The following is a 23,581-nucleotide window of genomic DNA, read 5'->3' as shown; positions in this document are numbered from 1 at the left end:
GCGCAGGTTGTTCTGGAATTAATCGGATTCTCTGACCATAATCAGATACGCATTAAGCTGGATGCGTAATCCGAATTGAGCAACTTGCCGGCGAAATGTCGCCGAATTGCATGACGTCGATGGTCGCAACAGTCGTTCAGATGGCGCACGCTTCGGTGAATAATGAGATGCGAAGCGGGATGTCGATTTTTGGGAATTGTCCCTGCGGTAAGTTCTTAAGCCGTTGCTAGAATCGCGGCGGCTTTCGGTCGTTTCAAGATCGCGATACCGAACTTCATCTATTTCTCAAAACGGGCTTATTCGCGCTTTCGCAATTCAGGCGCTGAAATAAGCGGAAATCCCGTCAATTGCCAACAGGCGCTCTGCTTACTCATTCAATATGTTCAACAAGACCATTGCCACTATTCTCGCGAGCGTCGCCGTTCTTGCCGCTTGCTCGTCCACGTCCAGTCCTGCGACCAGTCTTGCGTCCAGTCCCACGTTCAATCTCAGCGAGATTCAGACGTCGAACGGCCAAAAGGCTTTCCGCGCCGAATGCTACGGCTTGTTCGAAGGCGGCAGCCAATGCATGGCCGCCGCGCAGAAGGCATGCGGCAACCAGCCGGTGAACCCGCTCCAGAACGTCGCGGGAACGAAGACACCGGACAATGTCTCCGAGCTGATTTTTGTCTGCGGTGCACCGGCACAGCCCGTGCAGCCGGCGGCTGCGGAACCCGCGCCGCCAGCGGTGGTGGATACGGCGACCGTCGCGCCGGTCGCGCCGGCCGCACGCAAGATTTCCCTCGACGAAAAGACGAACTTCGACTTCAACAGCGCCCAGTTGACGCCGAAGGCCAAAGCCTCGCTCGATCAGATCATCTCGGAAGGACGCGGCACGACGTTCTCGTCTGTCAGCATCGAAGGACATACGGACTCTGTCGGCTCCGCGCCGTATAACCTGGCGTTGTCACAGCGGCGCGCGGAGTCGGTGCTCGAATACCTCAAGAGCCACGGTCTAAAGGCGAACGAGTTCTCCATGAAGGGCTTCGGCAAGTCTGTTCCAGTGGCATCGAACGCGACGAGTCAGGGTCGCGCCGAGAATCGCCGTGTGGAAGTGACGCTCAATCCGTAAGCCAGGCGCTGTCGAAGAAAAAGCTCGCGAGCCGAAAGGACCGCGAGCTTTTTTTCGTCGATACGCGCCGGAAGGATCAAAACAACAGCAGTTGCTCGCGCCCGCGTCCGCCTTCCAGCGTCAGCAGGTGACGCTTGCGCGCAACGCCGCCCGCGTAACCTGTGAGTTCGCCATCGCCGCCGATCACGCGATGACACGGCACGATGATCGACACCGGATTGCGCCCATTCGCGCCGCCGACCGCGCGCGATGCGCCTGCGGGCAAGCCAAGACGGCGCGCGAGATCGCCGTAAGTCCAGGCTTCGCCGAAAGGAATCTGACGCAGCGTGTCCCAGACTTGTTTTTGGAACGCGGTGCCGTCGAGCCGCAGCGCCACCGAAAACACCTCGCGCGCGCCCCCGAAATATTCGTCGACTTGCTCGCGCGCCTCGGCGATCACGCGCGGCACGCGCGCCGATGCGCGTGGCTCGTGCGATAAACCGTCCGGGCAATACTTCTGCCCGACAAAGAAAAGCCCGGTCAGGCAATCGCCTTCCGCGCGAAACAAAATAGGCCCGAGCGGGCTCGGGCTAACGTGGCTTTCGATCACGTCGCGTCTTCTCGCGTCCCGTTTCAGATGAACGGATTATCCGCCGTGCCGCCGGGCGCGGTCGGCTCGTCGGCAAGCTTCGCGGGCAGCGCCTTGTCTTTTTGAAGAACATCGACGATAGCCCCGAGCGCCTTGTACAACGCCTGCGCGGCGGCGAGCCCCGCCTGATCGCGTGCGATGGTGAGGTCGCCGCTCACCGACACACGCGTGGTGCCGTTCTGGATGTTGATCGCGTCGCCCGCGATGTTCATCACGTCGGTATCGTTGGCAAATGGTTTAAACACCGCTCAGTCCTCCAATTCGTTTGTCTTTCAGTGCATCGGGGATGCCGGGAAACGCAAGACCGCTCATGGCTTCCAGTTCGCGCACGGTTTTCATCGTATAGGTATTGGTCGGCACATTATCGACGACGACCACGAACGCGATTTGCCGCTTCGGCAAATAGACCACCTTGTACAACTGCGTCGGCACGAACACGCGCGACTCGCCGATGGTCTGCAACTGCCGCCCTGAAAAGAGCGGGCCGGTCACGACATAGGCATCGCCGGATTCTTCGGTCAGCCTGCGTACCGCTTGCTCGATGCGCGACCAGATGCGCCGGTTGTTCGACGGATCCTGCGGCACGATGTTCGCAAGCGAGAACGATTCGGCCATGCCTTGCCTGCTGGCTCGATCGCCCGCCGGGCTCATGTGGCCGCGATCGTAGCCGCTCCTTTTGTAGTCGTCGAGTTGCGCGCTGTCGCCGGCCGGCAGCCGCTTGTCGACGAAAAAGCGATTGGTGCGCGTGTTGTTCTTCGCGTCATCGACGCTCTGCGCGGTCAAATGCTCCGCCGACCAGAGCGGCCCGTGCGTGACGCCGGAATGCAGCAGAGCGAAATCGGTATAGCAGATTTCCTGCGTGGACGCGCGCATCTTCTGATTGACGACGACGGGCGCGCGGCCGCCTGGACTGAACTGCGGACAGTCGCTCGCGACCGCCGCGACCGACGCGGCGCCTAGAAGCGCGACGACGAATGCCTTGATGCGTACTTGCATGCTGAGTATGAAGATCCGTGCTGATGCGTGAGAACTCGCCGCCTGATGGTCAGCCGTTCGGCTTAAGCCGGGCGAATCGAGGCCGCAGAGTATAAGGCAGTGCGGTGCACATGGAACGGAGAAAATTCATCCACGCTAGAATGCGTCGGCTCGGGCCGCGCCGTAGGCGAAGGCCGCATCGAAACGAATGGAAGGAAGCCAATGAACGCCAAGCGCCGCAAGCTTGATATCGCGCGAAACCTGCTGCTGTCGCTCGTCTCGTGTTGCACGATGTTCACCGCGAGCCAGGCTCACGCGCAAGACGCGCCCGCCAACGATGGCCCAGCATACGGACCTGAACTGCAAGGCTTCGACTATCCTTATCCGGTCGCGCGGTTCTCCATTTCGTCGCAACGGCAGGTCGTCCAGATGGCCTATATGGATGTGCATCCCGCGCATCCCAATGGCCGCACGGCCGTGCTTCTGCATGGCAAGAACTTCTGCGCGGCGACGTGGAAAAAGACCATCGATACCTTGAGCGAAGCCGGGTATCGCGTGGTCGCGCCGGACCAGATCGGCTTTTGCAAGTCCACCAAACCGGCGCGTTATCAGTACAGCTTCCAGCAGCTCGCGCGCAATACGCATGCGCTGCTTGCGGCGCTTGGCGTCACGCATCCCACGTTGATCGCGCATTCGACGGGCGGCATGATCGCGGTGCGTTATGCGCTGATGTACCCGCGCGAGACCGAGCAACTCGTGCTCGTGAATCCCATTGGTCTGGAAGACTGGAAGGCGAAGGGCGTGCCGTCCATTTCCATCGACGACTGGTATGCGCGCGAGCTCAAGACCACGGCCGACGGCATCCGCAGCTACGAGACCAGCACGTATTACGCGGGGCATTGGAGCGCGGACTACGAACCGTGGGTGCAGATGCTTGCGGGAATGTATCGCGGACCGGGGAAAGATGCGGTCGCGTGGAACTCGGCGTTGCTGTACGACATGATCTATACGCAGCCTGTCGTCTATGAGTTCGATCAGTTACGAACCCCGACGCTGCTGATGATCGGCGATAAGGACACGACGGCCATCGGCAAGGATCTGGCGCCGCCGGAGATTCGCCCGACGCTGGGCCGTTATCCTGAGCTGGCGAAGCTTGCACAGCAGCGGATCGAGGGCGCGAAGCTCGTCGAGTTTGCCGAGCTCGGTCATGCGCCGCAGATGCAGGACCCGGTGGCGTTTCACAAGGCGTTGTTGGAGGGGATGGCGGCGTTGAAGGCGAAGGCGGATTGAGTCAGGCCATCCACTCCACGTCAATCCACGCACGATCTCCGCTCGATCGCGGGCAACTGCACCAGCAACGTAATGGCGCGCGCGATCATCAAGATGGCGAGCGCGAGCCACAATCCGTGGTTGCCGAACCAGCCGTTCAGCAACCACGCGGCAAATAGAAAGATGCCAAGCGATACAGCCGTCGACACCATCAGCTCCCGCGTGCGCGTCGCGCCGATAAACACGCCATCGAGCTGAAAGCTGATGACCGATGCAAGCGGCATCACCACGGCCCAAGGCAAGAAGCGCAGCGCGGCGGCACGCACGTCCCGCTGATCCGTGAGCTGGCCGATGATCCACTCGCCCGCGAGCCAATAAACGAGTGAAAAGCCCGCCGCGCCGATCGCCGACCACAGCATCGTCACCTTCACGGCCTGGCGAAACGCGTGGCGGTCGCGCGCGCCCGTGGCCGCGCCGACCAGCGCTTCGGCGGCGTGCGCGAAGCCATCGAGTCCGAAGGCCATGAAGGTCTGGAAGTTGAGCAGGACGGCGTTGGCCGCGAGGATCGCATCGCCCTGACGCGCGCCCATGTGGGCGAACCATCCATACGATCCGAGCAGGCACAGCGTGCGAATGAAGATGTCGCGATTGAGCGCGACGAGGCGCTTCATCGCGCGCGCGTCTAGCAGCGTGCGCAGCGCGAGCGCCGGAAGTCCATGTGGACGCAAACGCCAGAGAATCGCAAGACCGAGCGCGAAGCCGCAAAAATCCGCAGCCGCCGTGGCCGCGCCGATGCCCGAAATACCCCAGCCGAAGCGATACACGAATAGCAGGACCGCCACGATATTCACCACGTTGATGAACACTTGCGTGACGAGCGCGAGCCGCACGCGCTGGCAGCCGAGCAACATCCCGAGCACGACGTAGTTGCCAAGCGCGAAGGGCGCGGCCCAGATGCGCGCATGGCAGTAGGCGCTGGCCGTGCTCTGGACGGCCGCGCTACCGCCGAGCGCGGCGAGCGCATAACGGATGACCGGCACCTGTAACGCCAGCACCGCCATGCCGATGAAGAGCGCGAGCAGCATCGCCCGCAATACGCTTGCGCGCAGGGCAAGCGCATCGTCTGCACCGAACGCCTGCGCGACGAGGCCCGTCGTGCCCATGCGCAAAAAGCCGAAGCTCCAGAACACGAAGCTGAACACGAGCCCGCCGAGCGCGACGCCGCCAATATATTGCGGTCCGTCGAGATGACCGGCGACGGCGGTATCGACCGCGCCTAGAATCGGCTGCGTAAGATTTGCGAGGACGATGGGAAACGCGAGCGTCAGCACGCGCTTGTGCCAGTGCACCGGCACGGCGGCCGGATGCTCGATAGTGTCGGGAGCGTTCAATTGCAGGGCGAGGTGAGCAAGAGGCGTCATTGTGCCGTGTCAGGGCGACGCTTGCTGCCGAAGCAGCCGATAATGCGCGTCGAACCCGCTGCCCGACTGTCCATGAAAACTCTTCTGCTTTATGTCGTGACGGCCATCGCGGAGATCGCCGGTTGCTACTTTCCGTATCGATGGCTGAAGCTCGATGGCTCGCCCTGGCTGGTCGTGCCCGGCGCGCTTTCGCTTGCGTTGTTCGCGTGGCTCCTCACGCTGCACGATGCGGCGGCAGGACGCGTCTATGCGGCGTATGGCGGCGTGTATATCGGTGTGGCGATCGCATGGCTGTGGGCCGTGGATCGCATCCGGCCGACGATGTGGGACGTGACGGGCGCGGTCATCGCGCTCGCGGGAATGGCGGTCATCGCGTTCCAGCCGCGCGTCTGATTCAGCGTGGCGCTCGGCGCGTCACGCTTCCAGCGCCAGCAACGCAAACGTGGCGAGCCAATGTTCGCCCATGTAGTCGCCCGCCACGTGCGCGATGCCCGCCGCCAGATGCTCGTCGGCGCTCGCGTCGAGCACGCCGATGCGCGCATCGCCCGCAGGCAGCGCCCGCGCGATGGTCCGCTGACACCACGCGCGGCTCAGGTTCAGGCCGTCGAGATGCGCGAGCTTGCCGTCGCTGCGATCGGTGACGGTGGCCGGCACGAAGAGCGTCGCGGGTTCGCGCACGGCAAGACGCGGCAAGAAGCGTTCGAGCCAGCCGTTGAACGATGCATCGGGCAACACGTGGCGCATCAGCACGGCTTCCATCAGCGACGGCGAGAGGAATTCGTCGCCGGCCGGTTCCCACGCCTGACAGGCTTCGTCATTGGCGAACCAGCGCGTGGCCGTATCGACGAGAAGGCGCTCGAAATCGCCATCACGAACCACACGTGCATAACCGAGCGCCAGCGTCAGCGCGAACGCCATGTTGAAATGCGTGCCGACGCGCAGCGGATACGTCGACTTCGGCAGGAATTCGACGAAGCGCGCGATGAAGGCATCCGCAAGCGGTTGCAGCGTACGGGCCCAGCGCGCGCCTTCCTCGGTGTGCATCGAACGCAATTGGCCCGCGAGCGCGAGCAGCCACGCCCAGCCGTAGGGCCGTTCGAAACCGCGCGCGGCCGGGCGTTCGAGGTAGGCGACTTCGGCGGCGACGTTGGCATCGGTGAAATGTTCGTCGATGACCGAGCGAATGCGCGCGGCTTCGGGCAGCGTGGGAAAGCGGTCGACGAGACGCGCAAGCAGCCAATAGCCATGCACGCACGAATGCCAGTCGAAGCTGCCATAGAAGACGGGATGCAGCGCGCGCGGGCTTTGCACGTCCGCTGCGCTCGCCATGACGTGATCGAGCTTGTTGGGGTACTCGCGCGTGAGATGACCCAGCGCGACTTGCGCGAATTTCGACGCCAACGCGTCGTTCAGCACGATAAGGCGCGGCATGTTCATACGAAACTCCAATGATGGACGAGCGAGACTTTATCGATAAATCCGCGGCGCCGTGTTCGATAAGGGAAATTCCCTAATCCGTGGCCACGCCGGGAAACATGCAAATGGCGTAAGCCGCGCGAAGGCTTTGGCGACAAGCCGCGTCGGCTGAAAGCATAAACATGGATGCCGCCTTTGTCGCGCGCCGCATTGGGGAGATCACAATCATCTTTGCGCGCTTTTCCGCGAATCGTCGTATAAACTTGCGCCCGAACGCCGCAGAGCGATTCGCCCCGGCAGTGTCGAGCCGGCCGATCAAACGCCGAGACCAGGAACAGACTACCCATGAACGACATTCCCGCCTACACCGCTGAAGATACCCGTCGCCGCGTATTCGCGATCGTCGGGGCATCGTCGGGCAATCTCGTCGAATGGTTCGACTTCTATATCTATTCGTTCCTTGCGCTGTATTTCTCGGCGGCCTTCTTCCCGAGCGGCAATCCGACCACGCAATTGTTGAATACCGCGGGCGTGTTCGCGGCGGGCTTTCTCATGCGCCCGATCGGCGGGTGGCTCTTCGGCCGTATCGCCGACAAACACGGCCGCCGCAACGCAATGATGATTTCCGTGCTAATGATGTGCGGCGGCTCGCTCGTCATCACCTTTCTGCCGACGTATTCGAGCATCGGCGCGTGGGCGCCGTTCTTTCTGCTGATCGCGCGACTGTTCCAGGGCTTGTCCGTCGGCGGCGAGTACGGCACGAGCGCAACCTATATGAGCGAGGTGGCGCTGCGCGGCCGTCGCGGTTTCTTCGCATCGTTTCAATATGTGACGCTAATCGGCGGACAGCTCGCCGCGCTGCTCGTGCTGGTCATCCTTCAGATGTTTCTCTCGACCGAAGAGCTCAAGGCGTGGGGCTGGCGCGTGCCGTTTTTCGTCGGCGCTTGCGCGGCGCTGATCTCGCTTTTTCTGCGTCGTTCGCTCGAAGAAACCACGACCGCCGAATCGCGGCAACGCAAGGAAGCGGGCACTTTGCGCGGCCTGATGCAGCACAAGGGCGCGTTCATGACCGTGGTCGGCTTCACGGCGGGCGGATCGCTGATCTTCTATACGTTCACCACATACATGCAGAAATATCTGGTCAATACGGCGGGCATGCACGCCAAGACGGCCAGTAACGTGATGACGGGCGCATTGTTCGTCTACATGATCATGCAGCCGCTTTTCGGCGCGCTGTCGGACCGCATCGGGCGTCGTCAGTCGATGCTTTGGTTCGGCGCGCTCGCCACGCTCTGCACGGTGCCGCTGCTGCACGCGTTGCGCGACGTGACGAGCCCGTTCATGGCGTTCGTTCTGGTCGTGGCCGCGCTTGCCATCGTCAGCTTTTATACGTCGATCAGCGGTCTCATCAAGGCGGAGATGTTTCCGCCCGAAGTGCGCGCGCTGGGCGTCGGGCTGTCGTACGCCGTCGCTAATGCGGTGTTTGGCGGATCGGCGGAATATGTGGCGTTGTGGCTGAAGTCGGCGGGCAGCGAATCGGCGTTCTATTGGTACGTCACCGCCATGTGCGCCATCTCGCTTGTCGTGACTTGGCGCATGCTCGATCCGAGCAAGGTGGGCTACTTGCGCAACGAGCCTTAATATAGTGGCCGCGACGGGTTGGCAAGCGCTCTTTGCGCGGCCTGTCGCGTTCCAGTCGTAATCACCGGCGCCATTAGCGCGGACCCTTATGTCCGCCGGGCTTGCCGATCAAGGTAGTATGGTGTTTGATGCGGTATGAATCTGCAGGTGAAGCGCGCCCCACGGCGCACGGACGCAAGAAGCGCAAGCCGGAAGCGCTGGCGCGCGACTCGAACGCGCGCATTGTCGACATGCGCCTTTGGGTGCATCGGTCAGCCGGGAGCCCTTTCATGGAAGATTTCGATGAAACGCTATTCGTCGTCTGGCGAGCCAACCTGAATGTTCTGGTGGGTTCGCCGGGCGGCGCTGCGCGACTCGCGCGGATGATGAGCTTCTCGCCTTCGCTGATGAAGCTCATCGTCGCGGGTCAGCGCGACTTCAACGAGGAATTCGTGCGCGGTATCGAGCTCGTGACGGGCTTGCCGCCGCACTGGATGGACGAGCGCCGCAACCCCGCCGAAGTGCCTTCCGGCGTGCAACGCGCGCTCGACGAAGAAGCGCCCGTCGCGGTGTTCCGCGGCACGGCGCATCCCGCGCCCAAGCGTTCCGTGTTGCGCGGTCCCGATCCGCTGCTGTCGCAAACGGAAGCAACGCGCCGCGTGGCCGATCTTGCACAGCAGCAGGCGGAAGCCAATCGTCGCGATCTTTTGTTTCGCAAGAATCGCGAACTGCTGTCGCAGGATTTGCGTCGGCTGGAACGCCAGCTAGGTTTGCTGCAAGTCGAGCCAATGCTGCCCAAGGCCGATGAACTCATCGCCTCCGACCGCATGAGCGAAGCGGCGAAGGCGGACCTTTCGGGCCGTCTCGAACAGATCGACAAGCATGTGAAGTTGCTGCATCAGCACGTCGACAAACTGGTGACGCTCCTTTCGACTCCAGATGAACCGGGTCCGAACGATCCCCTCTGAATCTTACTTAGCCCGCTTGCGTTCCTCGTTGTCTTCCGGCTCGGCGTCCACGGCAATCGGATCGCTTGCCGGGAAGGTCTCATCCAGCGCTTCGTCGAGCAACTCCTCTTCGTGGGTGGGCGTCGCGGGTTCGTCGGGCCGTGCTTTCGTCATGATGCGCTCCGTGGGCAATTCTTCGACGCCTCAATATAGCAGCGTCGATATCCGCGCGCTCTCAGCGTGCGCGGCGATAATCCGCCGGCCGCACGCCCGTCCATTTTCTGAAGGCGCGCCTGAAAGCGCTCGGTTCGGCAAAGCCGAGCGCGCTCGCAATCTGAGCGATGGTTTCGTCGGTATCCGCAAGACGCGAGAGCGCCAGATCGCGGCGTAGCGCGTCCCTGATGGTTCGATACGTCAGCCCTTCCTGCGCGAGACGCCGACGCAAGGTGGCCTGCGCGATATTCAATTCCGCCGCCATGCGGTCCGCCTCGGGCCAGTCGGCCGGCGCGGTCTGCCGCAAGCGCTGCCGAATGCGCGCCGCGAGCGATTCCGAATTCCGATATTTGACGATGAAATTCGCGGGCGCGTCGCGCAGAAAGCGCCTGATCGTGGCGGTTGTCTGCACGACGGGCAGCGCGGCGCATTCGGGCGATAAATCGACGAATGAACGCGGCGCGTCGAAACGAAGGGTGTCGCAGAACATCAGCTGGTATTCGTCGCTATCCGCTGGTTCCTCGCAACGAAAATCGGCCGCAAGCACCGGAATGCGTCGCCCGACGAGCCAGCACAACAATCCATAGACGAGGATGAAGCCGGTCGCGCAGGCGAACATGCTCTTGGGCTTGCGTTCGCCGTGTCCGTCGTTCAGCCAGAGGCGCACGCGCGTCGCGCCGATATCCGGCTCAAACGATAGGTCGTCCAGCACGAGCCGCATGAATCCGGCGATGCGCCCGAGCGCCTGTGCGCCGTCGCGCGCGCTCAACGCGGCGTGCGACATCAGCACGAAGCTGCCGCGCCGCATCGGGTGCGCGTCCTGGCCGAGGAACTCGTCGTCGAGCGCGTCGGCGATGGCGTGCCACAGGCGGCCGTACTGCGCGGGCGTGACGCGCGCATGCGGCGTGTCGAGCAGCGCGGGCGCGATCTGCGCGGCGTCGAGCAGTATCGCGCGATCGACGCCGCGTGCTTGTGCGCAGCGCAAGGCTGCGTCGACGAGACTCGCGGCGATCGAATCCCGTTCGATGTCCTTCGTGGATGTTGGGGTTGTCACTAGGTGGCCAAAGCGCTCAGTTAGCGTGATCGTTTCAGGCATCGGCTAATGTCCGGCGATTGCCTAGACTCGTGCACACGCCACGCGCGCCGCGCATGATCGAGGCATGACTTGCAACGCGCCGCAGCGCCGTTTCCGAAAGACGCGGCGAGCAAGTTTATCCGATCGCTTCAGGCACCTTCTACGAGCTCCGACCATGATCGACAGTTTTCTTACCGAAGAGCAGCGCATGATTCGCGACGCCGCGCGTCAGTTCGCGACCGAAGTGCTTGCGCCGAACGCGGGTCAGTGGGACCGGGACGGCGCATTGCCCGACGCCGTCGTGCGGCAACTCGGCGAACTGGGTTTGCTCGGCATGATCGTGCCTGCGGAACTCGGCGGCACGTTCAGCGACTACACCGCCTATGCGCTCGCGATGGAAGAAATCGCGGCGGGCTGCGCGTCCTGCGCCACGTTGATGAGTGTGCACAACTCGGTCGGCTGCGGCCCGATCCTCGCTTTCGGCACCGACGCGCAAAAGACCGAATGGCTGCCGAAGCTCGCGAGCGGCGAAGTGATCGGCGCGTTCTGCCTCACCGAACCGCAGGCGGGCTCGGAAGCGAACAATCTGCGCGTGCGCGCAACCGAGCGCGACGGCAAATGGGTGCTTTCGGGCAGCAAGCAGTTCGTGACCAATGGCAAGCGCGCGGGCGTGGCTATCGTCTTCGCCGTGACCGATCCCGAACTCGGCAAGCGCGGCATCTCGGCGTTCATCGTACCGACCGGCACGCCTGGCTTCAATGTCGGGCCGCCCGAGCACAAGCTCGGCATTCGCGCATCGGATACCTGCGCCATCACCTTCGACGATTGCGCGATTCCCGCTGCGAACCTGCTCGGCAAGCGCGGCGAAGGGCTCAAGATCGCGTTGTCGAATCTGGAAGGCGGGCGCATTGGCATTGCGGCGCAAGCGCTCGGCATCGCGCGCGCGGCCTTCGACGCGGCGCGCGCCTACGCCCACGATCGCAGCCAGTTCGGCAAGCCGATTCTCGAGCATCAGTCGGTCGCGAACATGCTCGCCGACATGCACACGCAACTGAACGCCGCGCGCCTGCTCGTGCTGCACGCGGCGCGCATGCGCACCGAGGGCATTGCGTGTTTGTCGGAGGCTTCGCAGGCGAAGCTGTACGCGTCCGAGATGGCGGAGCGCGTCTGTTCGCATGCCATCCAGATTCACGGCGGCTATGGCTATCTGCAAGACTATCCGGTGGAGCGGCATTATCGCGATGCACGCATCACGCAGATTTACGAAGGAACCAGCGAAGTGCAGCGCATGGTGATCGCGCGTCAGCTCTGAAACCGGCTTTCAAGCGCGCGCCGCACGGGGCAATCAAAACAATCACGGAGACGAAATGAACCCGGCAGAGCCTTTCATCGAAGCACGCGACTTTTTGCTGCGACATCGCACCGATTACGACACCGCGTATCGCGAGTTTCAGTGGCCGGCGCTTAGTCGTTTCAACTGGGCGCTCGATTATTTCGATCCGATGGCGCGCGGCAACCATGCGGCCGCGTTGCATATCGTCAACGAAGGTGGCGGCGAGACGCGTCTTTCATTCGCGCAGATGAGCGAGCGTTCGGCGCGCGTCGCCAACCATTTGCGCGCGCTGAACGTCACGCGCGGCGAGCGTATCTTGTTGATGCTGCCGAACCGAGTCGAGTTGTGGGAGACCATGCTCGGCGCGATGAAGCTCGGCGCTATCGTGCTGCCCGCGACCACGCAACTCGCGCCTGCCGACTTGCGCGACCGCATCGCGCTTGGACGCGTGCAACACGTGATCGTCGATGCGGGCGAGACGCACAAGTTCGAAGGCATCGACGTGACGGGACTGCGTATCGCCGTGGGCGAGCCGCGCGATGGCTGGCTTGCCTACGACGCGGCCTACGAAGCGTCGCCGGACTTTACCGCAGATGGCGAAACGAACGCCAGCGATCCCTATTTGCTGTACTTCACTTCGGGCACGACGTCGAAGCCCAAGCTCGTCGCGCATACGCACGAGAGCTATCCGGTCGGGCATCTTTCGACGATGTACTGGATCGGCCTGCAACCCGGCGACGTGCACTGGAACATCAGCTCGCCGGGCTGGGCGAAGCACGCGTGGAGCTGCTTTTTCGCGCCGTGGAATGCACAGGCTTGCGTCTTCATCTACAACTTCAGCCGCTTCGATGCGGCGCGCACGCTCGATGCGCTCGTGCAATACGACATCACCACGTTATGCGCGCCGCCGACCGTGTGGCGCATGCTGGTGCAAGAGCCGCTGGCGTCCTACCCGGTGAAGCTGCGGGAGATCGTCGGGGCGGGCGAGCCGCTCAATCCCGAGGTCGTCGAGCGCGTGCACACGGCGTGGGGCGTGCCTATCCGCGATGGCTACGGCCAGACTGAAACCACCGCGCAGATCGCCAATACGCCGGGTCAGCGGGTTGCGCCGGGGTCGATGGGACGTCCGCTGCCCGGTTATCGCGTGGCGCTGCTCGATCCAGATGGCGCGCTCGCCGACGAAGGCGAGATCGCGCTGGTGCTGAATCCGCCGCCGCTCGGCCTGATGACCGGTTACGCCGATAACCCGACCGCCACCGAAAACGCGATGCGCGGCGGCTTCTATCGCACCTCGGACGTCGCCTCGCGCGGCGCGGATGGCTACTTCGTCTACGTCGGCCGCGCGGACGACGTGTTCAAATCTTCGGACTATCGGCTGAGTCCGTTCGAGCTGGAGAGCGTGTTGATCGAACACGAGGCGATCGCGGAAGCTGCTGTCGTGCCGAGTCCGGACCCGTTACGGCTCTCCGTGCCGAAGGCGTTCGTTACCCTGCGACACGGCTTCGCAGTCGGACCGGAACTGGCGCGAAGCGTGTTCGCGTTTTCGCGCGAGCGGCTCTCGCCATATAAACGCATTCGAAGAATCGAATTCGCCGAGTTGCCGAAAACCATCTCGGGCAAGATTCGGCGCGTCGATCTTCGTCGACAGGAAGCCGCTCGCACCAACACTGCGGTGCGCGGCGAGTTCGAATTTTGGGAAGAGGATTTTCCGGAGCTTCGCCAGACAAAATGATTTCGCCGAACATTTCTCCTGACGCAATCGCAAGCAAATGTAAACAGCGCGAACCGTCAATTTGTCTGAAGGTCGAACCGAGCCTGTTCGATCATCGGACAAGTCAAATGGAGGAACGCAACATGGTGAAGCGCTCGTTGAGGTTTGCGCTACTGGCGGCTGGTTTGACGGGAGCGCTTGTCGCGCCGGTCGCATCCAACGCGCAAATCAACCTGCAACAGTTCGGATTCGGCAGCGGCAAGTCGGATGTGTCGGGCAGCGCGGGCACGCAGTCGTCGGGATTGGGTTCGCTAGTGCAAAGCTATCTCGGCGCGAATCAACAAGTGTTGAGCGGACAATCGAATCTTGCTTCGGCCATGGGAATGTCCGGCGTCGCGAGTCAGGCACAGTCGGCGGCGGGACTGCTGTCGAGCGCGTCGGGAAGCGGCGGTGTGCCGAGCAGCAGTGCGCTGTCGCAGCTTGGCGGTACGCAGCAAAGCGTGTCGCAATCGCTGATTCAGGCTTTTTCCAGTGGATCGACCACGCCGCCGACGGCCGCGAGCAAGCAAACTTTCACGGATGGGCTAGCTTCGCTGGGTCAAGGCGTCAAGCAATACGCGGGGCTGCAATCGAATCTGAGTTCGGTCAAGAATTCGATGAACGTGTCCTCGCTCATGCAGGCCGGCTCGAATCCTGGCACGGCGCAGGCGGCAACGTATATCGCGCAATCGGCGCCGGGGCAGTTGCAATCGCTGATGCAGACGCTTACGCAGGCTGTGCAGTACGCGAAGACCAATAATATTGCCGTGCCGTCCATCGCGACGTCGGCGTTGAGTCTGGTGCAGTAACTTCGGAAGTGCCCACGAAAAAGCGGCGAGGCTTTCAGGCCTCGCCGCTTTATTTGCTTCCCGAATTGGCTCACCGGTGTATCCCGTGAGAGCTCCCCCGTGTTTCCGAAGCGCGCTCGTCGCGCACCGAACGGCTCCGAGTACAACGAAATTCAGTTCATTGCCGCGCGCCGCAACGACAGGCGGGTAAGAACCGCCGGGAGAGTCTGCGCCTGTTGCGCCTTGGAAGGCATCAACGGCGGCAGATAAGAGATGTCGGTCACGTCGGCGAGGCGACTGCGCGGGTCCGCATCGAGCACTTCGATAGCTGCGGGTTCGACCAGCTCGGCTTCAACCTTGGCGACGTCGTCGACCTTGATGCCGAGCGAGCGCCGAACATCCACGGCGCGCACACGTACATCGAAACCCGCCGCGTGGATGACGCGCTCACGCGTTTTCCAATACTGCAGCGCGCTGGGCGTCATTTTGTGCATCGACACGTATTCAAATACGATCTGATATCCGCGAACGTGCGGATAATTCATAAGTAACTGACCCGAGCGAATATAACGGTTATAGCCGTCTATTTTCCGCGTCAGCAAATCCTCATGCATTTTTTCATCGTGCCAGTCGCATTCATCGAATATCCCGACATACACGCGCTTGAGCAAGGAATTCACTCCGATGTAGTCGATGACGTCCACGTCGCGCAGAGACATGGTCATTCCCCTACGCCCTGAGAGGGCAAGTATCAAAGAAGTGCATTGTAGCGGAATATGTCTCTTTAAATCACAGCGAAACATTGTGTGTTTGCTTGCGATTTCTCAAATTAATCAGAGTCCTAAGCCATTGCTTAAGCGATTTCTTATTTTGGGATGATTCAAAATATAAAGCTAGATTTGGATCGCGTCAGATACGCTTTAGGTGTTTTCCTAATTTTGCGCCCAGTGCCGGTTCAGCAGATATAAGGGTAATGTTTTGCGCCGTCCGCTCATACGTCGCTTATGCCTCGCGCGGCCGTCGATCCGGTCAGCTCTTCCTTACTCATGGCGTCTACTTGCGGCAATGAAGGCTGTTCGTTGATCCACGCGTTCAATATTGCCGAGGTGACCGCGAGAATGACCGGGCCAATAAACAATCCGACAATTCCGAATGCGAACATGCCGCCAAGCACGCCGGAAAGAATCAGCAGCATCGACAAATTGATACCGCGGCGGATGAGTATGGGACGTAAAAAATTGTCGAGCATGGCAATCATGATCGACCAGATCAGCAACAGAATCGCGGCGACGTGCGACCCGTGCCAGAAAAGCCACGCGACGCCCCCAAGCAGTGGCAAGAGCGGCCCGATTTGCGCGAGGCACAACATCAGCATGACGGCGGTGATGATGCCCGCGGCCGGCACGCCCGCGATCCACAAGCCGATTCCTCCGAGCGCCGATTGCGTCACGGCCGTCACAACAATGCCGAGCGCCACCGCGCGAATGGCGAGGCCGGCGAGTTTGATGGCTTCGGCGCCACGCTGCGCGGCAACCCGCGTTGCGAACCGCACGATGAAGCGGCCCGCTGCCTCGCCCTGCATGTAAAGGATGCCGGAGATGATGATCGTGATCACCATGTGCATCACGAACACCCCGACGACGGCTGCGTGCGACAGCATCCAGCGCGCTGCGATCGTCACATACGGTTCGATGCGGGCGAGCAGGCCGCCGGGGCCGGCGTCGGAAAGCGTCTGCCATTCGGCCGAGACGCGCTGACCGGCGAGCGGCACGTCGTGTACCCAACTCGGCGGCGGGGGAAGTGCATACGTGGGCAGGCTCTTGATGGCCGACATGATCTCGGCGCCGTGCAATGCGAGCGTGGAGATAGCCTGATACAACGGCAGCACGATGACGATCAGCAGCACGAGCAGCATGACAGTCGTCGCGGCCCAGCGGCGATTGCCGCAGCGGCGTTGCACCGCGACCATCAACGGCCAGGTGGCGACGACGATCGTCGTGGCCCAGATCAGCCCGGGCAGAAACGGCCGCAGGATATAAAGGCTGCCAACAGTCAGCGCAGTCAGAATGGCAATGACGAGCAGAATGCGCGCGATATCGACTGGCTGGCGCGGGTTCAAATTCGGCGGCCCGTTCGGAGTGGTGGACATGGTGCCTTGAATGAAAAGAGATCAGTGAGACGGGGCGTTTTAGCGCCGGCATCATAGCGGTAAGTTCGGCGGCATCCAATCCATACTACTAAAAATTGCCGATGGCGCACGGTATTCGGGCGCGCTGGCAATGTGCGGTGGCTTCGCATACGCTTGACGAAACGATCACTCGACGAGATGGCAATCATGCTCAGGCAAGCACGTGAAGACGACGGCCGGCGACGCAGGCGGCTGCGAGGCCTCTTTGTATATTCGCTGTGGCTTTTATGCTGTCTAGTCTTTTCGTTGCCTTCGGTGGTCAAGCTGCCGTAGTTTTAGGCGAACGCGTCGATGCCATCGACCAGACGCCTGGCCAGACGCGCCTGACGGAACTGCTCGATCCACCATTGCAACGCGCGGCCTTCGTGATCGCCGCGCCATGCCACGTATAGAACGTTAGGCTCGCGCGGATCGCCGGTTTGCTTTGCGATCAGTTCGCCACGCGCCAGCAACGAAGCCACTCGATGCTTCGGCACCCAACCGCAGCCAAGTCCTTGCCGTTGAGCAAGAATCTTCGCGCGCATGCCCGGCACGGCGAGCGCCGCTTGCCCGCCGAGCACGCCGTAAGCGCGTCCCGCCGATCCATGCGATGAATCCGCGACCGCCACCGCGCGATGCGCCGCGATCTGCTCGCGCCCGAGCGGTTCTGCCGCCTTCGCCAGCGGATGGCGCGGCGCCACGGCGAACACCCATTCCATCACGCCGAGTTCGAACCAGCGCAGGCCGGGAATCGCGGGCGGTTCGTTCGTCGCCCCGACGATGAGATCGGCGCGGCCATCGCGCAGTGCTTCCCACGTGCCGCCCAGCACTTCATGCGTCATGCGCAGGGTCACGCCGGACGCGAGCGCGTCGAACGCCTGCACGACCGGCAGCAAGGTCTCGAACTCGAGTATCTCGTCGCAGACTATCCACAACCGGTCTTCCCAGCCGCTCGCGATCTGCTTCACGCGCTGCGTCAGACGCGACACGTCGATCATCAGACGCGCGGCTTCATCGGCGAGAAGATGGCCCGCTGGCGTCAATTGCAGGCGGTAACGACGGCGGTCGAACAGCAGCGCGTCGAAGCGCGTTTCCAGTTGCCGCGCGGCATGCGAGATCGTCGAGGGCGCGCGGCCGAGTCGCGCCGCCGCGCGGGAAAGGCTGCCGGTCGAGCGGATTGCATCGAGCAGGGCGAGTTCTTCCTCGGATAACATGTTCGACTCCATCGAACGTTCATCGGCGCGATGGTACGGCAAGAGCGGCGGCGCGGTCCACCACGTGCTTGTGATGACGCAAACAACGATCAGGGAGCATGCAGATGGGACTTCTCGTCGACGGGCAATGGCAGGACAAGTGGTACGACACGAAATCGACTGGCGGGCGCTTCGTGCGCAAGGACGCGGCGTTTCGCAACTGGGTCACGGCCGATGGCGCGCCCGGTCCGAGTGGCGAGGGCGGCTTCAAGGCGGAAGCGGGCCGTTATCACTTGTACGTGAGCCTGGCGTGTCCGTGGGCACATCGCACGCTTATCGTGCGCGCGCTCAAGGGGCTGCAAGAGATGATCGACATCTCGGTCGTTCACTGGCTCATGCTCGAAAACGGCTGGACGTTCGCGGATGGTCCGGGCGTCGTGCCCGACGCCATCAACGGCGCGCGCTTTCTGCATCAGGTCTACACGGCGGCGGACGCGAGCTACACCGGCCGCGTGACCGTGCCGATTCTCTGGGACAAGGCGCGCGGCACGATAGTCAGCAACGAGTCGTCCGAGATTATTCGCATGCTGAATGCCGCGTTCGACGGCCTGGGCGCCAAAGCGGGCAATTACTATCCGCCCGAGTTGCGCGCGGAGATCGACACGCTCAACGCGCGCATCTACGACAGCGTGAACAACGGCGTCTACAAAGCGGGCTTCGCGACCACCCAGGCCGCGTACGAGGAAGCCGTGCAGCCGCTCTTCGATACCCTCGACTTCCTCGATGCGCGCCTTGCCTCGCACCGTTATCTCGCGGGCGAGCGCTTCACCGAAGCCGACATCCGACTGTTCACGACGCTCGTGCGCTTCGACGCCGTGTACGCCGGCCACTTCAAATGCAATCTGCGGCGCATAGCGGATTATCCGAATCTCTCCAACTACACGCGCGAGATTTACCGGATGCCGGGAGTCGCGGACACGGTGAACTTCGAGCACATCAAGCGGCATTACTACGAGAGTCATCGCTCGATCAACCCGACCGGGATCGTGCCGGCCGGTCCCGTGCTTGACTTCGCCGCGCCGCACGACCGAGAGCGTCTGCCGAAAAGCGCGTAAGCGTGAGCTCAGTCGTACCGATAAACGCCGCGCTTCGTCTTGCGGCCGAGATAACCCGCGGACACGAGTTCGCGCAACAGCGGGCACGCTCGATATTTCGAATCGCCGAAATCCTTCAGGAACACGTCCATGACCGAGAGACAGACATCGAGGCCGATGAGATCGGCAAGCGCGAGCGGACCGATAGGATGGTTTGCGCCGAGCTTCATGCCCGCGTCGATTTCCTCGGCGCTCGCCACGCCTTCATAGAGCACGAAGAAGGCTTCGTTGATCATGGGCACGAGAATGCGGTTGACCACGAAGCCAGGCGAGTTCTTCACGCCAATGGGCGACTTGTCCAGCTTCTCGGTGAGCGCGCGCACGGCGTTCGCGGTGTCGTCGCTCGTCTGTACGCCGCGAATCACTTCGACGAGTTGCAGCAGCGGCACCGGATTGAAGAAGTGCATGCCGATGAACCGCTCGGGCCGCGCAAGCGTTGCGCCAAGCGCGGTGATCGAAATAGACGATGTGTTCGACGCGATGATCGCCTCGGGCCGCGCCGCTGCTTCGATCTGCTTCAGAATGCGGTGTTTGAGCTCGACGTTCTCCGTGGCCGCCTCGATGACGATATCCGCGTCCTTGAGCCGCCCGTAATCCGTGGATGTCTGGATGCGCGCAATCGCGGCATCGCGCACCGACGCTTGCAGCTTGTCTTTCGACACCAGCCGTTCCAGGCTGTTCGTCAGCGTGGCCACGCCCTTGGCGAGCGCGGCGTCCGTCACGTCGATCAGCACGATGTCGAATCCCGCCACGGCCGCGACCTGCGCGATGCCGTTGCCCATGGTTCCCGCTCCGACGATACCCACCGTCTGTATGCTCATGCGCGCTTCCTCCAGTGGATGTTTGTGCGATGCACGATTCTAACCACGCCTTCAGCCGAACGCCGTCAAGTCGCGTGTTTTTAATCCATGCGCGCGGCAATAGGCAGCGTAGCGCTCCCAGCCGCTGCGCCAGTCTTCGGCGGCAAGTATTTGCCCGTTTTCGTTTACGAAGAGCAGCTCGCCCTGAATGATGTTGAGCGTGACGATCTGATCGCTGCCGTCCACCACTGGAACGGCTTCCGGCGTGTGACTGGAACCTGCGGTCTCGTACACGATGCTGCCTTTGTCCGCGATCCACGCATGTTCGCGATACTTCCAGCGCCCTTCGACCGTGTAGACGATTACCGTGCCCGTATGCCGATGCCGCGGCATTTGTCCGCGCGCCGGCGCCTTCAAAAGGGCGATGGTTTCGCCGCGAACCGGATCGAGCTTGAAGTATTTGACGAGCACGTGCTCGCTGTATGGCGTGAAGGGCACCCACGGCACGTCCGCGTCGTTGATGCAAGCGGTTTGAATCTGTTCGAACAGCATGTCGGCTCCCTTGATCAGACGCCCATTGTATGCAGCGCGGCACGCGCCGTGCATCGGCCAAACGGACGACCCCTGAAAGCCCCGTTTCGATCCAGCCGGATCGCGCCTTATCTGCTATCGTCCGTGCCATGCCAACCATCATTACCATTTCAAACCTCTCCAAGACCTACGAGTCGGGGTTCAGCGCGCTCCGGGACGTGAATCTGGAAATCCGGCGCGGTGAGATTTTCGCGTTGCTCGGTCCGAACGGGGCGGGCAAGACCACGCTCATCAGCACGGTTTGCGGCATCGTGAATCCCAGCTCGGGCACGGTCACCGTGAACGGACACGACATCGTCACGGACTATCGCGCCGCGCGCGCGATGATCGGGCTCGTGCCACAGGAACTCACCACCGACGCCTTCGAAACCGTGTGGGCGACCGTATCGTTCAGCCGGGGCTTGTTCGGCCGGCCGAAAAACCCGGCGCATGTCGAGAAGGTGCTGAAGTCGCTGTCGCTCTGGAGCAAAAAGGACAACAAGATCATGACGCTTTCGGGCGGCATGAAGCGGCGCGTCCTGATCGCCAAGGCGCTCGCGCACGAGCCGCAGATTCTCTTTCTGGACGAGCCGACGGCCGGCGTCGATGTCGAACTGCGCCGCGACATGTGGAACCTCGTGCGCGAACTGCAAGCGAACGGCGTGACCATCATCCTCACGACGCATTACATCGAGGAAGCGGAAGAGATGGCGGATCGCGTAGGCGTGATCAATCGCGGCGAGATCGTGCTGGTCGAAGAGAAGGCCGAACTCATGCGCAAGCTCGGGCAGAAGAAGCTCGCGCTGCAATTGGATCACGCGCTGGCTGCCGTGCCCGCGTCGCTCGCGCCCTACGGCCTGCAATTGTCCGCCGACGGCAACGAACTGACTTACACCTACGACGCCCATGACGAGCCGGGTCGAATCATCGCGCTATTGCGCCATGTCGATGAAGCCGGCGTGCGCTTCAAGGATCTGCAAACGACGCAGAGCTCGCTCGAAGACATCTTCGTGAGCCTCGTGCGCAACTAGTCGTATCGGACCGGGAGCATCGATTCCGGTCGACAGGGAGACCACATGAATCTTCACGCAGTACGCGCGATCTATCGCTTCGAAATGGCGCGCGCCGGACGCACGCTCATGCAGAGCATCGTGTCGCCCGTCATTTCCACTTCGCTCTATTTCGTGGTGTTCGGCGCGGCCATCGGCTCGCGCATTCCGCAAGTGGACGGCATCAGCTACGGCGCGTTCATCGTGCCGGGACTCGTCATGCTGTCGCTGCTCACGCAGAGCATCGCGAACGCTTCGTTCGGCATTTACTTTCCGAAGTTCACGGGCACCATCTACGAGCTCTTGTCCGCGCCCGTGTCGTATTTCGAGCTCGTTCTGAGTTACGTCGGCGCGGCGGCGACCAAGTCGATCATTCTCGGATTAATCATTCTCGCGACTGCGCGGCTCTTCGTGCCGCTGCGGATCGACCATCCGTTTTGGATGATCGTGTTTTTGCTGCTGACATCGCTGACATTCAGCCTGCTCGGATTCATCATCGGAATATGGGCAGACGGTTTCGAGAAACTTCAGATCATTCCGCTCTTGATTGTCACGCCGCTCACGTTCCTCGGCGGCAGCTTTTATTCGATCAACATCCTGCCGCCTTTCTGGAAAACGGTCGCGCTTTTCAATCCGGTCGTGTATCTCATCAGCGGCTTTCGCTGGAGTTTTTACGGTCTCGCGGATGTTTCCGTAGGCGTAAGCCTTGCGATGACGTTAGTATTTCTGGGTGTGTTCATCGCTATCACGGCGTGGATCTTCAAGACCGGCTATCGCATCAAATCGTAGCGGTTGGCGCCGGCGGGCGTCGTCACCATCAAGAGGCGTTCATCGAATGAAAATCATGAAACGCACTAAACGCACTTTCTTCGGCGCGGTCACGGCCACTTTCACGAGCGGCTCCATTGCCTCGCGCGGCGCGGACACGGCGCTTGCCGACCCGTACGAGATGAACCTGAGCGATGCCGGATGGCGCCGCCGCCTTTCCACTGAACAATATCGCGTGCTCAGGCGTGGCGCGACCGAGCCGCCGAACGCCAGCCCGCTGATCAACGAGCGTCGCAACGGCTCGTTTTTTTGCGCGGGATGCGGATCGCCGCTCTTTGCCTCGTCGGCGAAGTTCGATAGCGGCACCGGATGGCCGAGTTTCTCCATGCCAATCGACGGCGCCGTCGCCACCCGCGCCGATGCAACGCCCGGCTCCCTTCGTCACGAAGTGCTTTGCCGGCGTTGCGGCGGCCATCTTGGGCATGTCTTCGACGACGGCCCGAATCCCACTGGTCTGCGTTACTGCCTGAACGGCGCTGCGCTGCTTTTTCGCCAGACCGAAAGCTGACCTGGCCAAAGCGCGTAGAACGGATACGGTCGCCGGCGCACGCGCCGAACGCTTTGAATTCGCCTTGAAGCAAGGCAAGCCTTTCGCGCATCAAAACGATCGGTGACAAAATTTCGCACTCCGTCTCAATCATCTCGGAGGGTTGACAGGGCAGAATCGAAACAACATCCTCGTCAGGATGTATGCGAGAGAAAGCCTGGCTGGCCTCGCTGACATTGAGAGACTGAGCCATGAAAATCAAAATAATCGACTTCTGCACAGCGTTGCTGATCGGCTCGCTGACTGGCCTATTGAATGGCGGCAATGCGTTTGCTCAACGTCAACCAAGCGCAAAGGTTGCTGCGCTGTCCATCGAAGGCAAGATGCTCGTGCAGATCATCGGCGAGGTAAAAGCTGTCGATCCGGACGCGCATCGCGTCACCGTGGTCAATGCGCAAGGGCAGGAGACGCAGTTGAACGTCGGGCAGGAGATGCAGGATCTGAACAAGTTGCCTATTGGCACACGAGTGAATAGCACGGCCCTTCGCGCGGTTACGCTCACGCCCGTCAAAGCGCAGCCTTTGCAGGAAATGCTGCCGGGGCAAACGCAGTTCGTCGGGCAGGTTACGGGCGCCGACAGTGCAACCGGCGTCGTCATGCTGAAGGACGCCAACAGCTTGCCAATCGAGATACGTACAACCCATCCCGGCGACGCTGCCGCGCTCGCATTCGGCGCGACCGTGAAAGTGGTCTGGAAAAGTGTTTCAAAGCGCTGACTCCATGCAGG

The 23,581-nt window shown here is 61.9% G+C and carries 25 protein-coding genes; 13 read left to right on the top strand and 12 right to left on the bottom strand.

The features are described 5' to 3' along the window. The first annotated feature begins 379 nt into the window (after positions 1–379). A complete protein-coding gene (locus tag NCR98_RS18545) occupies positions 380–1,111 on the top strand; it encodes an OmpA family protein (RefSeq protein ID WP_244829254.1) in 732 nt (243 codons plus the stop codon). 76 nt (positions 1,112–1,187) lie between these two features. On the opposite strand, the gene NCR98_RS18540 is transcribed toward NCR98_RS18545, so the two are convergent. The 3 genes from NCR98_RS18540 to NCR98_RS18530 are packed head-to-tail and all read right to left on the bottom strand — an operon-like array spanning position 1,188 to position 2,735. Beyond that, positions 1,188–1,700 carry a methylated-DNA--[protein]-cysteine S-methyltransferase gene (locus tag NCR98_RS18540; protein WP_244829255.1) on the bottom strand — a complete coding sequence of 171 codons (513 nt, stop codon included), beginning with the start codon at positions 1,698–1,700 and terminating at the stop codon, positions 1,188–1,190. A gap of 23 nt (positions 1,701–1,723) precedes the next feature. Beyond that, positions 1,724–1,984 (bottom strand): hypothetical protein, encoded by a 261-nt coding sequence (locus tag NCR98_RS18535; RefSeq protein WP_250467427.1) that lies wholly within the window; start codon positions 1,982–1,984, stop codon positions 1,724–1,726. Continuing rightward, positions 1,977–2,735, bottom strand: coding sequence for a DNA/RNA non-specific endonuclease (locus NCR98_RS18530; RefSeq protein WP_250526894.1), 759 nt, complete (start codon positions 2,733–2,735; stop codon positions 1,977–1,979). Before NCR98_RS18530 ends, NCR98_RS18535 begins: the two co-directional genes overlap by 8 nt. A 201-nt stretch (positions 2,736–2,936) precedes the next feature. On the opposite strand from NCR98_RS18530, the gene NCR98_RS18525 reads away from it, so the two are divergent. Next, the gene (locus NCR98_RS18525) at positions 2,937–4,004 is read left to right on the top strand and encodes an alpha/beta fold hydrolase (RefSeq protein WP_409014884.1); all 1,068 of its coding nucleotides are present in this window, start codon (positions 2,937–2,939) and stop codon (positions 4,002–4,004) included. A gap of 20 nt (positions 4,005–4,024) precedes the next feature. Here NCR98_RS18525 and NCR98_RS18520 read toward each other — a convergent pair whose 3' ends face one another. Then, positions 4,025–5,404 (bottom strand): MATE family efflux transporter, encoded by a 1,380-nt coding sequence (locus NCR98_RS18520; RefSeq protein ID WP_250526893.1) that lies wholly within the window; start codon positions 5,402–5,404, stop codon positions 4,025–4,027. Between the two features lie 72 nt (positions 5,405–5,476). Here NCR98_RS18520 and NCR98_RS18515 point away from each other — a divergent pair, with 72 nt between their 5' ends. After that, on the top strand, positions 5,477–5,797 hold the full coding sequence (locus NCR98_RS18515) for a YnfA family protein (protein WP_244829259.1): 321 nt from the start codon (positions 5,477–5,479) through the stop codon (positions 5,795–5,797). A 21-nt stretch (positions 5,798–5,818) separates the two neighbouring features. On the opposite strand, the gene NCR98_RS18510 is transcribed toward NCR98_RS18515, so the two are convergent. Further along, positions 5,819–6,835, bottom strand: coding sequence for a DUF2891 domain-containing protein (locus NCR98_RS18510; RefSeq protein WP_502799769.1), 1,017 nt, complete (start codon positions 6,833–6,835; stop codon positions 5,819–5,821). A gap of 330 nt (positions 6,836–7,165) precedes the next feature. On the opposite strand from NCR98_RS18510, the gene NCR98_RS18505 reads away from it, so the two are divergent. After that, positions 7,166–8,461 carry an MFS family transporter gene (locus tag NCR98_RS18505; protein ID WP_244829262.1) on the top strand — a complete coding sequence of 432 codons (1,296 nt, stop codon included), beginning with the start codon at positions 7,166–7,168 and terminating at the stop codon, positions 8,459–8,461. A gap of 269 nt (positions 8,462–8,730) precedes the next feature. Then, complete coding sequence (locus tag NCR98_RS18500) at positions 8,731–9,408, top strand: hypothetical protein (RefSeq protein WP_250467421.1); 678 nt, start codon at positions 8,731–8,733, stop codon at positions 9,406–9,408. 3 nt (positions 9,409–9,411) lie between these two features. Here the strand turns inward: NCR98_RS18500 and NCR98_RS18495 are convergent, their stop codons facing one another. Together NCR98_RS18495 and NCR98_RS18490 are read right to left on the bottom strand one after the other, a co-directional pair. After that, on the bottom strand, positions 9,412–9,561 hold the full coding sequence (locus tag NCR98_RS18495) for a hypothetical protein (protein ID WP_250467420.1): 150 nt from the start codon (positions 9,559–9,561) through the stop codon (positions 9,412–9,414). 61 nt (positions 9,562–9,622) lie between these two features. After that, a complete protein-coding gene (locus NCR98_RS18490; protein WP_502799767.1) occupies positions 9,623–10,696 on the bottom strand; it encodes an AraC family transcriptional regulator in 1,074 nt (357 codons plus the stop codon). A 157-nt stretch (positions 10,697–10,853) separates the two neighbouring features. On the opposite strand from NCR98_RS18490, the gene NCR98_RS18485 reads away from it, so the two are divergent. The 3 genes from NCR98_RS18485 to NCR98_RS18475 all read left to right on the top strand — a co-directional run bounded on the left by NCR98_RS18485 (position 10,854) and on the right by NCR98_RS18475 (position 14,567). After that, complete coding sequence (locus NCR98_RS18485; RefSeq protein WP_305038183.1) at positions 10,854–11,987, top strand: acyl-CoA dehydrogenase family protein; 1,134 nt, start codon at positions 10,854–10,856, stop codon at positions 11,985–11,987. A gap of 55 nt (positions 11,988–12,042) precedes the next feature. Further along, complete coding sequence (locus NCR98_RS18480) at positions 12,043–13,740, top strand: AMP-binding protein (RefSeq protein ID WP_250526890.1); 1,698 nt, start codon at positions 12,043–12,045, stop codon at positions 13,738–13,740. A 107-nt stretch (positions 13,741–13,847) separates the two neighbouring features. Continuing rightward, entirely contained in the window at positions 13,848–14,567 is a 720-nt protein-coding gene (locus NCR98_RS18475) for a hypothetical protein (protein WP_502799766.1), read from the top strand. 152 nt (positions 14,568–14,719) lie between these two features. Here the strand turns inward: NCR98_RS18475 and NCR98_RS18470 are convergent, their stop codons facing one another. The 3 genes from NCR98_RS18470 to NCR98_RS18460 form a co-directional block, all read right to left on the bottom strand. Beyond that, on the bottom strand, positions 14,720–15,349 hold the full coding sequence (locus NCR98_RS18470) for a DUF6572 domain-containing protein (RefSeq protein ID WP_250526889.1): 630 nt from the start codon (positions 15,347–15,349) through the stop codon (positions 14,720–14,722). A 188-nt stretch (positions 15,350–15,537) separates the two neighbouring features. Next, complete coding sequence (ydiK, locus tag NCR98_RS18465) at positions 15,538–16,695, bottom strand: AI-2E family transporter YdiK (protein WP_244829269.1); 1,158 nt, start codon at positions 16,693–16,695, stop codon at positions 15,538–15,540. A 314-nt stretch (positions 16,696–17,009) separates the two neighbouring features. Beyond that, positions 17,010–17,927 (bottom strand): LysR substrate-binding domain-containing protein, encoded by a 918-nt coding sequence (locus NCR98_RS18460; RefSeq protein ID WP_250467415.1) that lies wholly within the window; start codon positions 17,925–17,927, stop codon positions 17,010–17,012. A 104-nt stretch (positions 17,928–18,031) separates the two neighbouring features. Between NCR98_RS18460 and NCR98_RS18455 the strand changes: the two genes are divergently transcribed. Beyond that, on the top strand, positions 18,032–19,021 hold the full coding sequence (locus NCR98_RS18455) for a glutathione S-transferase family protein (protein WP_250526888.1): 990 nt from the start codon (positions 18,032–18,034) through the stop codon (positions 19,019–19,021). An 8-nt stretch (positions 19,022–19,029) separates the two neighbouring features. On the opposite strand, the gene NCR98_RS18450 is transcribed toward NCR98_RS18455, so the two are convergent. Together NCR98_RS18450 and NCR98_RS18445 are read right to left on the bottom strand one after the other, a co-directional pair. Beyond that, positions 19,030–19,881, bottom strand: a complete 852-nt coding sequence (locus tag NCR98_RS18450; RefSeq protein WP_244829272.1) for a 3-hydroxybutyryl-CoA dehydrogenase — start codon at positions 19,879–19,881, stop codon at positions 19,030–19,032. A 51-nt stretch (positions 19,882–19,932) separates the two neighbouring features. Further along, the gene (locus NCR98_RS18445) at positions 19,933–20,412 is read right to left on the bottom strand and encodes a 2,4'-dihydroxyacetophenone dioxygenase family protein (protein WP_250510247.1); all 480 of its coding nucleotides are present in this window, start codon (positions 20,410–20,412) and stop codon (positions 19,933–19,935) included. A 128-nt stretch (positions 20,413–20,540) separates the two neighbouring features. On the opposite strand from NCR98_RS18445, the gene NCR98_RS18440 reads away from it, so the two are divergent. The 4 genes from NCR98_RS18440 (at position 20,541) to NCR98_RS18425 (ending at position 23,570) form a co-directional block, all read left to right on the top strand. After that, entirely contained in the window at positions 20,541–21,461 is a 921-nt protein-coding gene (locus NCR98_RS18440; RefSeq protein ID WP_244829274.1) for an ABC transporter ATP-binding protein, read from the top strand. 45 nt (positions 21,462–21,506) lie between these two features. Then, complete coding sequence (locus tag NCR98_RS18435) at positions 21,507–22,268, top strand: ABC transporter permease (RefSeq protein ID WP_244829275.1); 762 nt, start codon at positions 21,507–21,509, stop codon at positions 22,266–22,268. 46 nt (positions 22,269–22,314) lie between these two features. Beyond that, positions 22,315–22,815 carry a peptide-methionine (R)-S-oxide reductase MsrB gene (gene msrB / locus NCR98_RS18430; protein ID WP_250526887.1) on the top strand — a complete coding sequence of 167 codons (501 nt, stop codon included), beginning with the start codon at positions 22,315–22,317 and terminating at the stop codon, positions 22,813–22,815. A 230-nt stretch (positions 22,816–23,045) separates the two neighbouring features. Further along, positions 23,046–23,570, top strand: coding sequence for a hypothetical protein (locus tag NCR98_RS18425; RefSeq protein ID WP_250526886.1), 525 nt, complete (start codon positions 23,046–23,048; stop codon positions 23,568–23,570). The last annotated feature ends 11 nt before the right edge of the window (positions 23,571–23,581 follow it).

Source organism: Caballeronia sp. GAWG2-1, assembly GCF_023631405.1.
Classification (GTDB): Bacteria; Pseudomonadota; Gammaproteobacteria; order Burkholderiales; family Burkholderiaceae; genus Caballeronia.
The sequence above is the reverse complement of the archived record's forward strand: the minus strand, read 5'-3'. Positions and strand labels throughout refer to the sequence as shown.

Excerpts from the sequence above, each read along its gene's own strand:
- NCR98_RS18500 (WP_250467421.1), top strand. The coding sequence starts at position 8,731 with ATGGAAGATTTCGATGAAACGCTATTCGTCGTCTGGCGAGCCAACCTG.
- NCR98_RS18480 (WP_250526890.1), top strand. The coding sequence starts at position 12,043 with ATGAACCCGGCAGAGCCTTTCATCGAAGCACGCGACTTTTTGCTGCGA.
- NCR98_RS18530 (WP_250526894.1), bottom strand. The coding sequence starts at position 2,735 with ATGCAAGTACGCATCAAGGCATTCGTCGTCGCGCTTCTAGGCGCCGCG.
- NCR98_RS18470 (WP_250526889.1), bottom strand. The coding sequence starts at position 15,349 with ATGTTTCGCTGTGATTTAAAGAGACATATTCCGCTACAATGCACTTCT.
- ydiK (WP_244829269.1), bottom strand. The coding sequence starts at position 16,695 with ATGTCCACCACTCCGAACGGGCCGCCGAATTTGAACCCGCGCCAGCCA.
- NCR98_RS18495 (WP_250467420.1), bottom strand. The coding sequence starts at position 9,561 with ATGACGAAAGCACGGCCCGACGAACCCGCGACGCCCACCCACGAAGAG.
- NCR98_RS18435 (WP_244829275.1), top strand. The coding sequence starts at position 21,507 with ATGAATCTTCACGCAGTACGCGCGATCTATCGCTTCGAAATGGCGCGC.
- NCR98_RS18475 (WP_502799766.1), top strand. The coding sequence starts at position 13,848 with ATGGAGGAACGCAACATGGTGAAGCGCTCGTTGAGGTTTGCGCTACTG.
- NCR98_RS18525 (WP_409014884.1), top strand. The coding sequence starts at position 2,937 with ATGAACGCCAAGCGCCGCAAGCTTGATATCGCGCGAAACCTGCTGCTG.
- NCR98_RS18520 (WP_250526893.1), bottom strand. The coding sequence starts at position 5,404 with ATGACGCCTCTTGCTCACCTCGCCCTGCAATTGAACGCTCCCGACACT.
- NCR98_RS18490 (WP_502799767.1), bottom strand. The coding sequence starts at position 10,696 with ATGCCTGAAACGATCACGCTAACTGAGCGCTTTGGCCACCTAGTGACA.
- NCR98_RS18505 (WP_244829262.1), top strand. The coding sequence starts at position 7,166 with ATGAACGACATTCCCGCCTACACCGCTGAAGATACCCGTCGCCGCGTA.
- NCR98_RS18445 (WP_250510247.1), bottom strand. The coding sequence starts at position 20,412 with ATGCTGTTCGAACAGATTCAAACCGCTTGCATCAACGACGCGGACGTG.
- NCR98_RS18455 (WP_250526888.1), top strand. The coding sequence starts at position 18,032 with ATGGGACTTCTCGTCGACGGGCAATGGCAGGACAAGTGGTACGACACG.
- NCR98_RS18425 (WP_250526886.1), top strand. The coding sequence starts at position 23,046 with ATGAAAATCAAAATAATCGACTTCTGCACAGCGTTGCTGATCGGCTCG.
- NCR98_RS18545 (WP_244829254.1), top strand. The coding sequence starts at position 380 with ATGTTCAACAAGACCATTGCCACTATTCTCGCGAGCGTCGCCGTTCTT.
- msrB (WP_250526887.1), top strand. The coding sequence starts at position 22,315 with ATGAAAATCATGAAACGCACTAAACGCACTTTCTTCGGCGCGGTCACG.
- NCR98_RS18450 (WP_244829272.1), bottom strand. The coding sequence starts at position 19,881 with ATGAGCATACAGACGGTGGGTATCGTCGGAGCGGGAACCATGGGCAAC.
- NCR98_RS18515 (WP_244829259.1), top strand. The coding sequence starts at position 5,477 with ATGAAAACTCTTCTGCTTTATGTCGTGACGGCCATCGCGGAGATCGCC.
- NCR98_RS18440 (WP_244829274.1), top strand. The coding sequence starts at position 20,541 with ATGCCAACCATCATTACCATTTCAAACCTCTCCAAGACCTACGAGTCG.
- NCR98_RS18460 (WP_250467415.1), bottom strand. The coding sequence starts at position 17,927 with ATGTTATCCGAGGAAGAACTCGCCCTGCTCGATGCAATCCGCTCGACC.
- NCR98_RS18510 (WP_502799769.1), bottom strand. The coding sequence starts at position 6,835 with ATGCCGCGCCTTATCGTGCTGAACGACGCGTTGGCGTCGAAATTCGCG.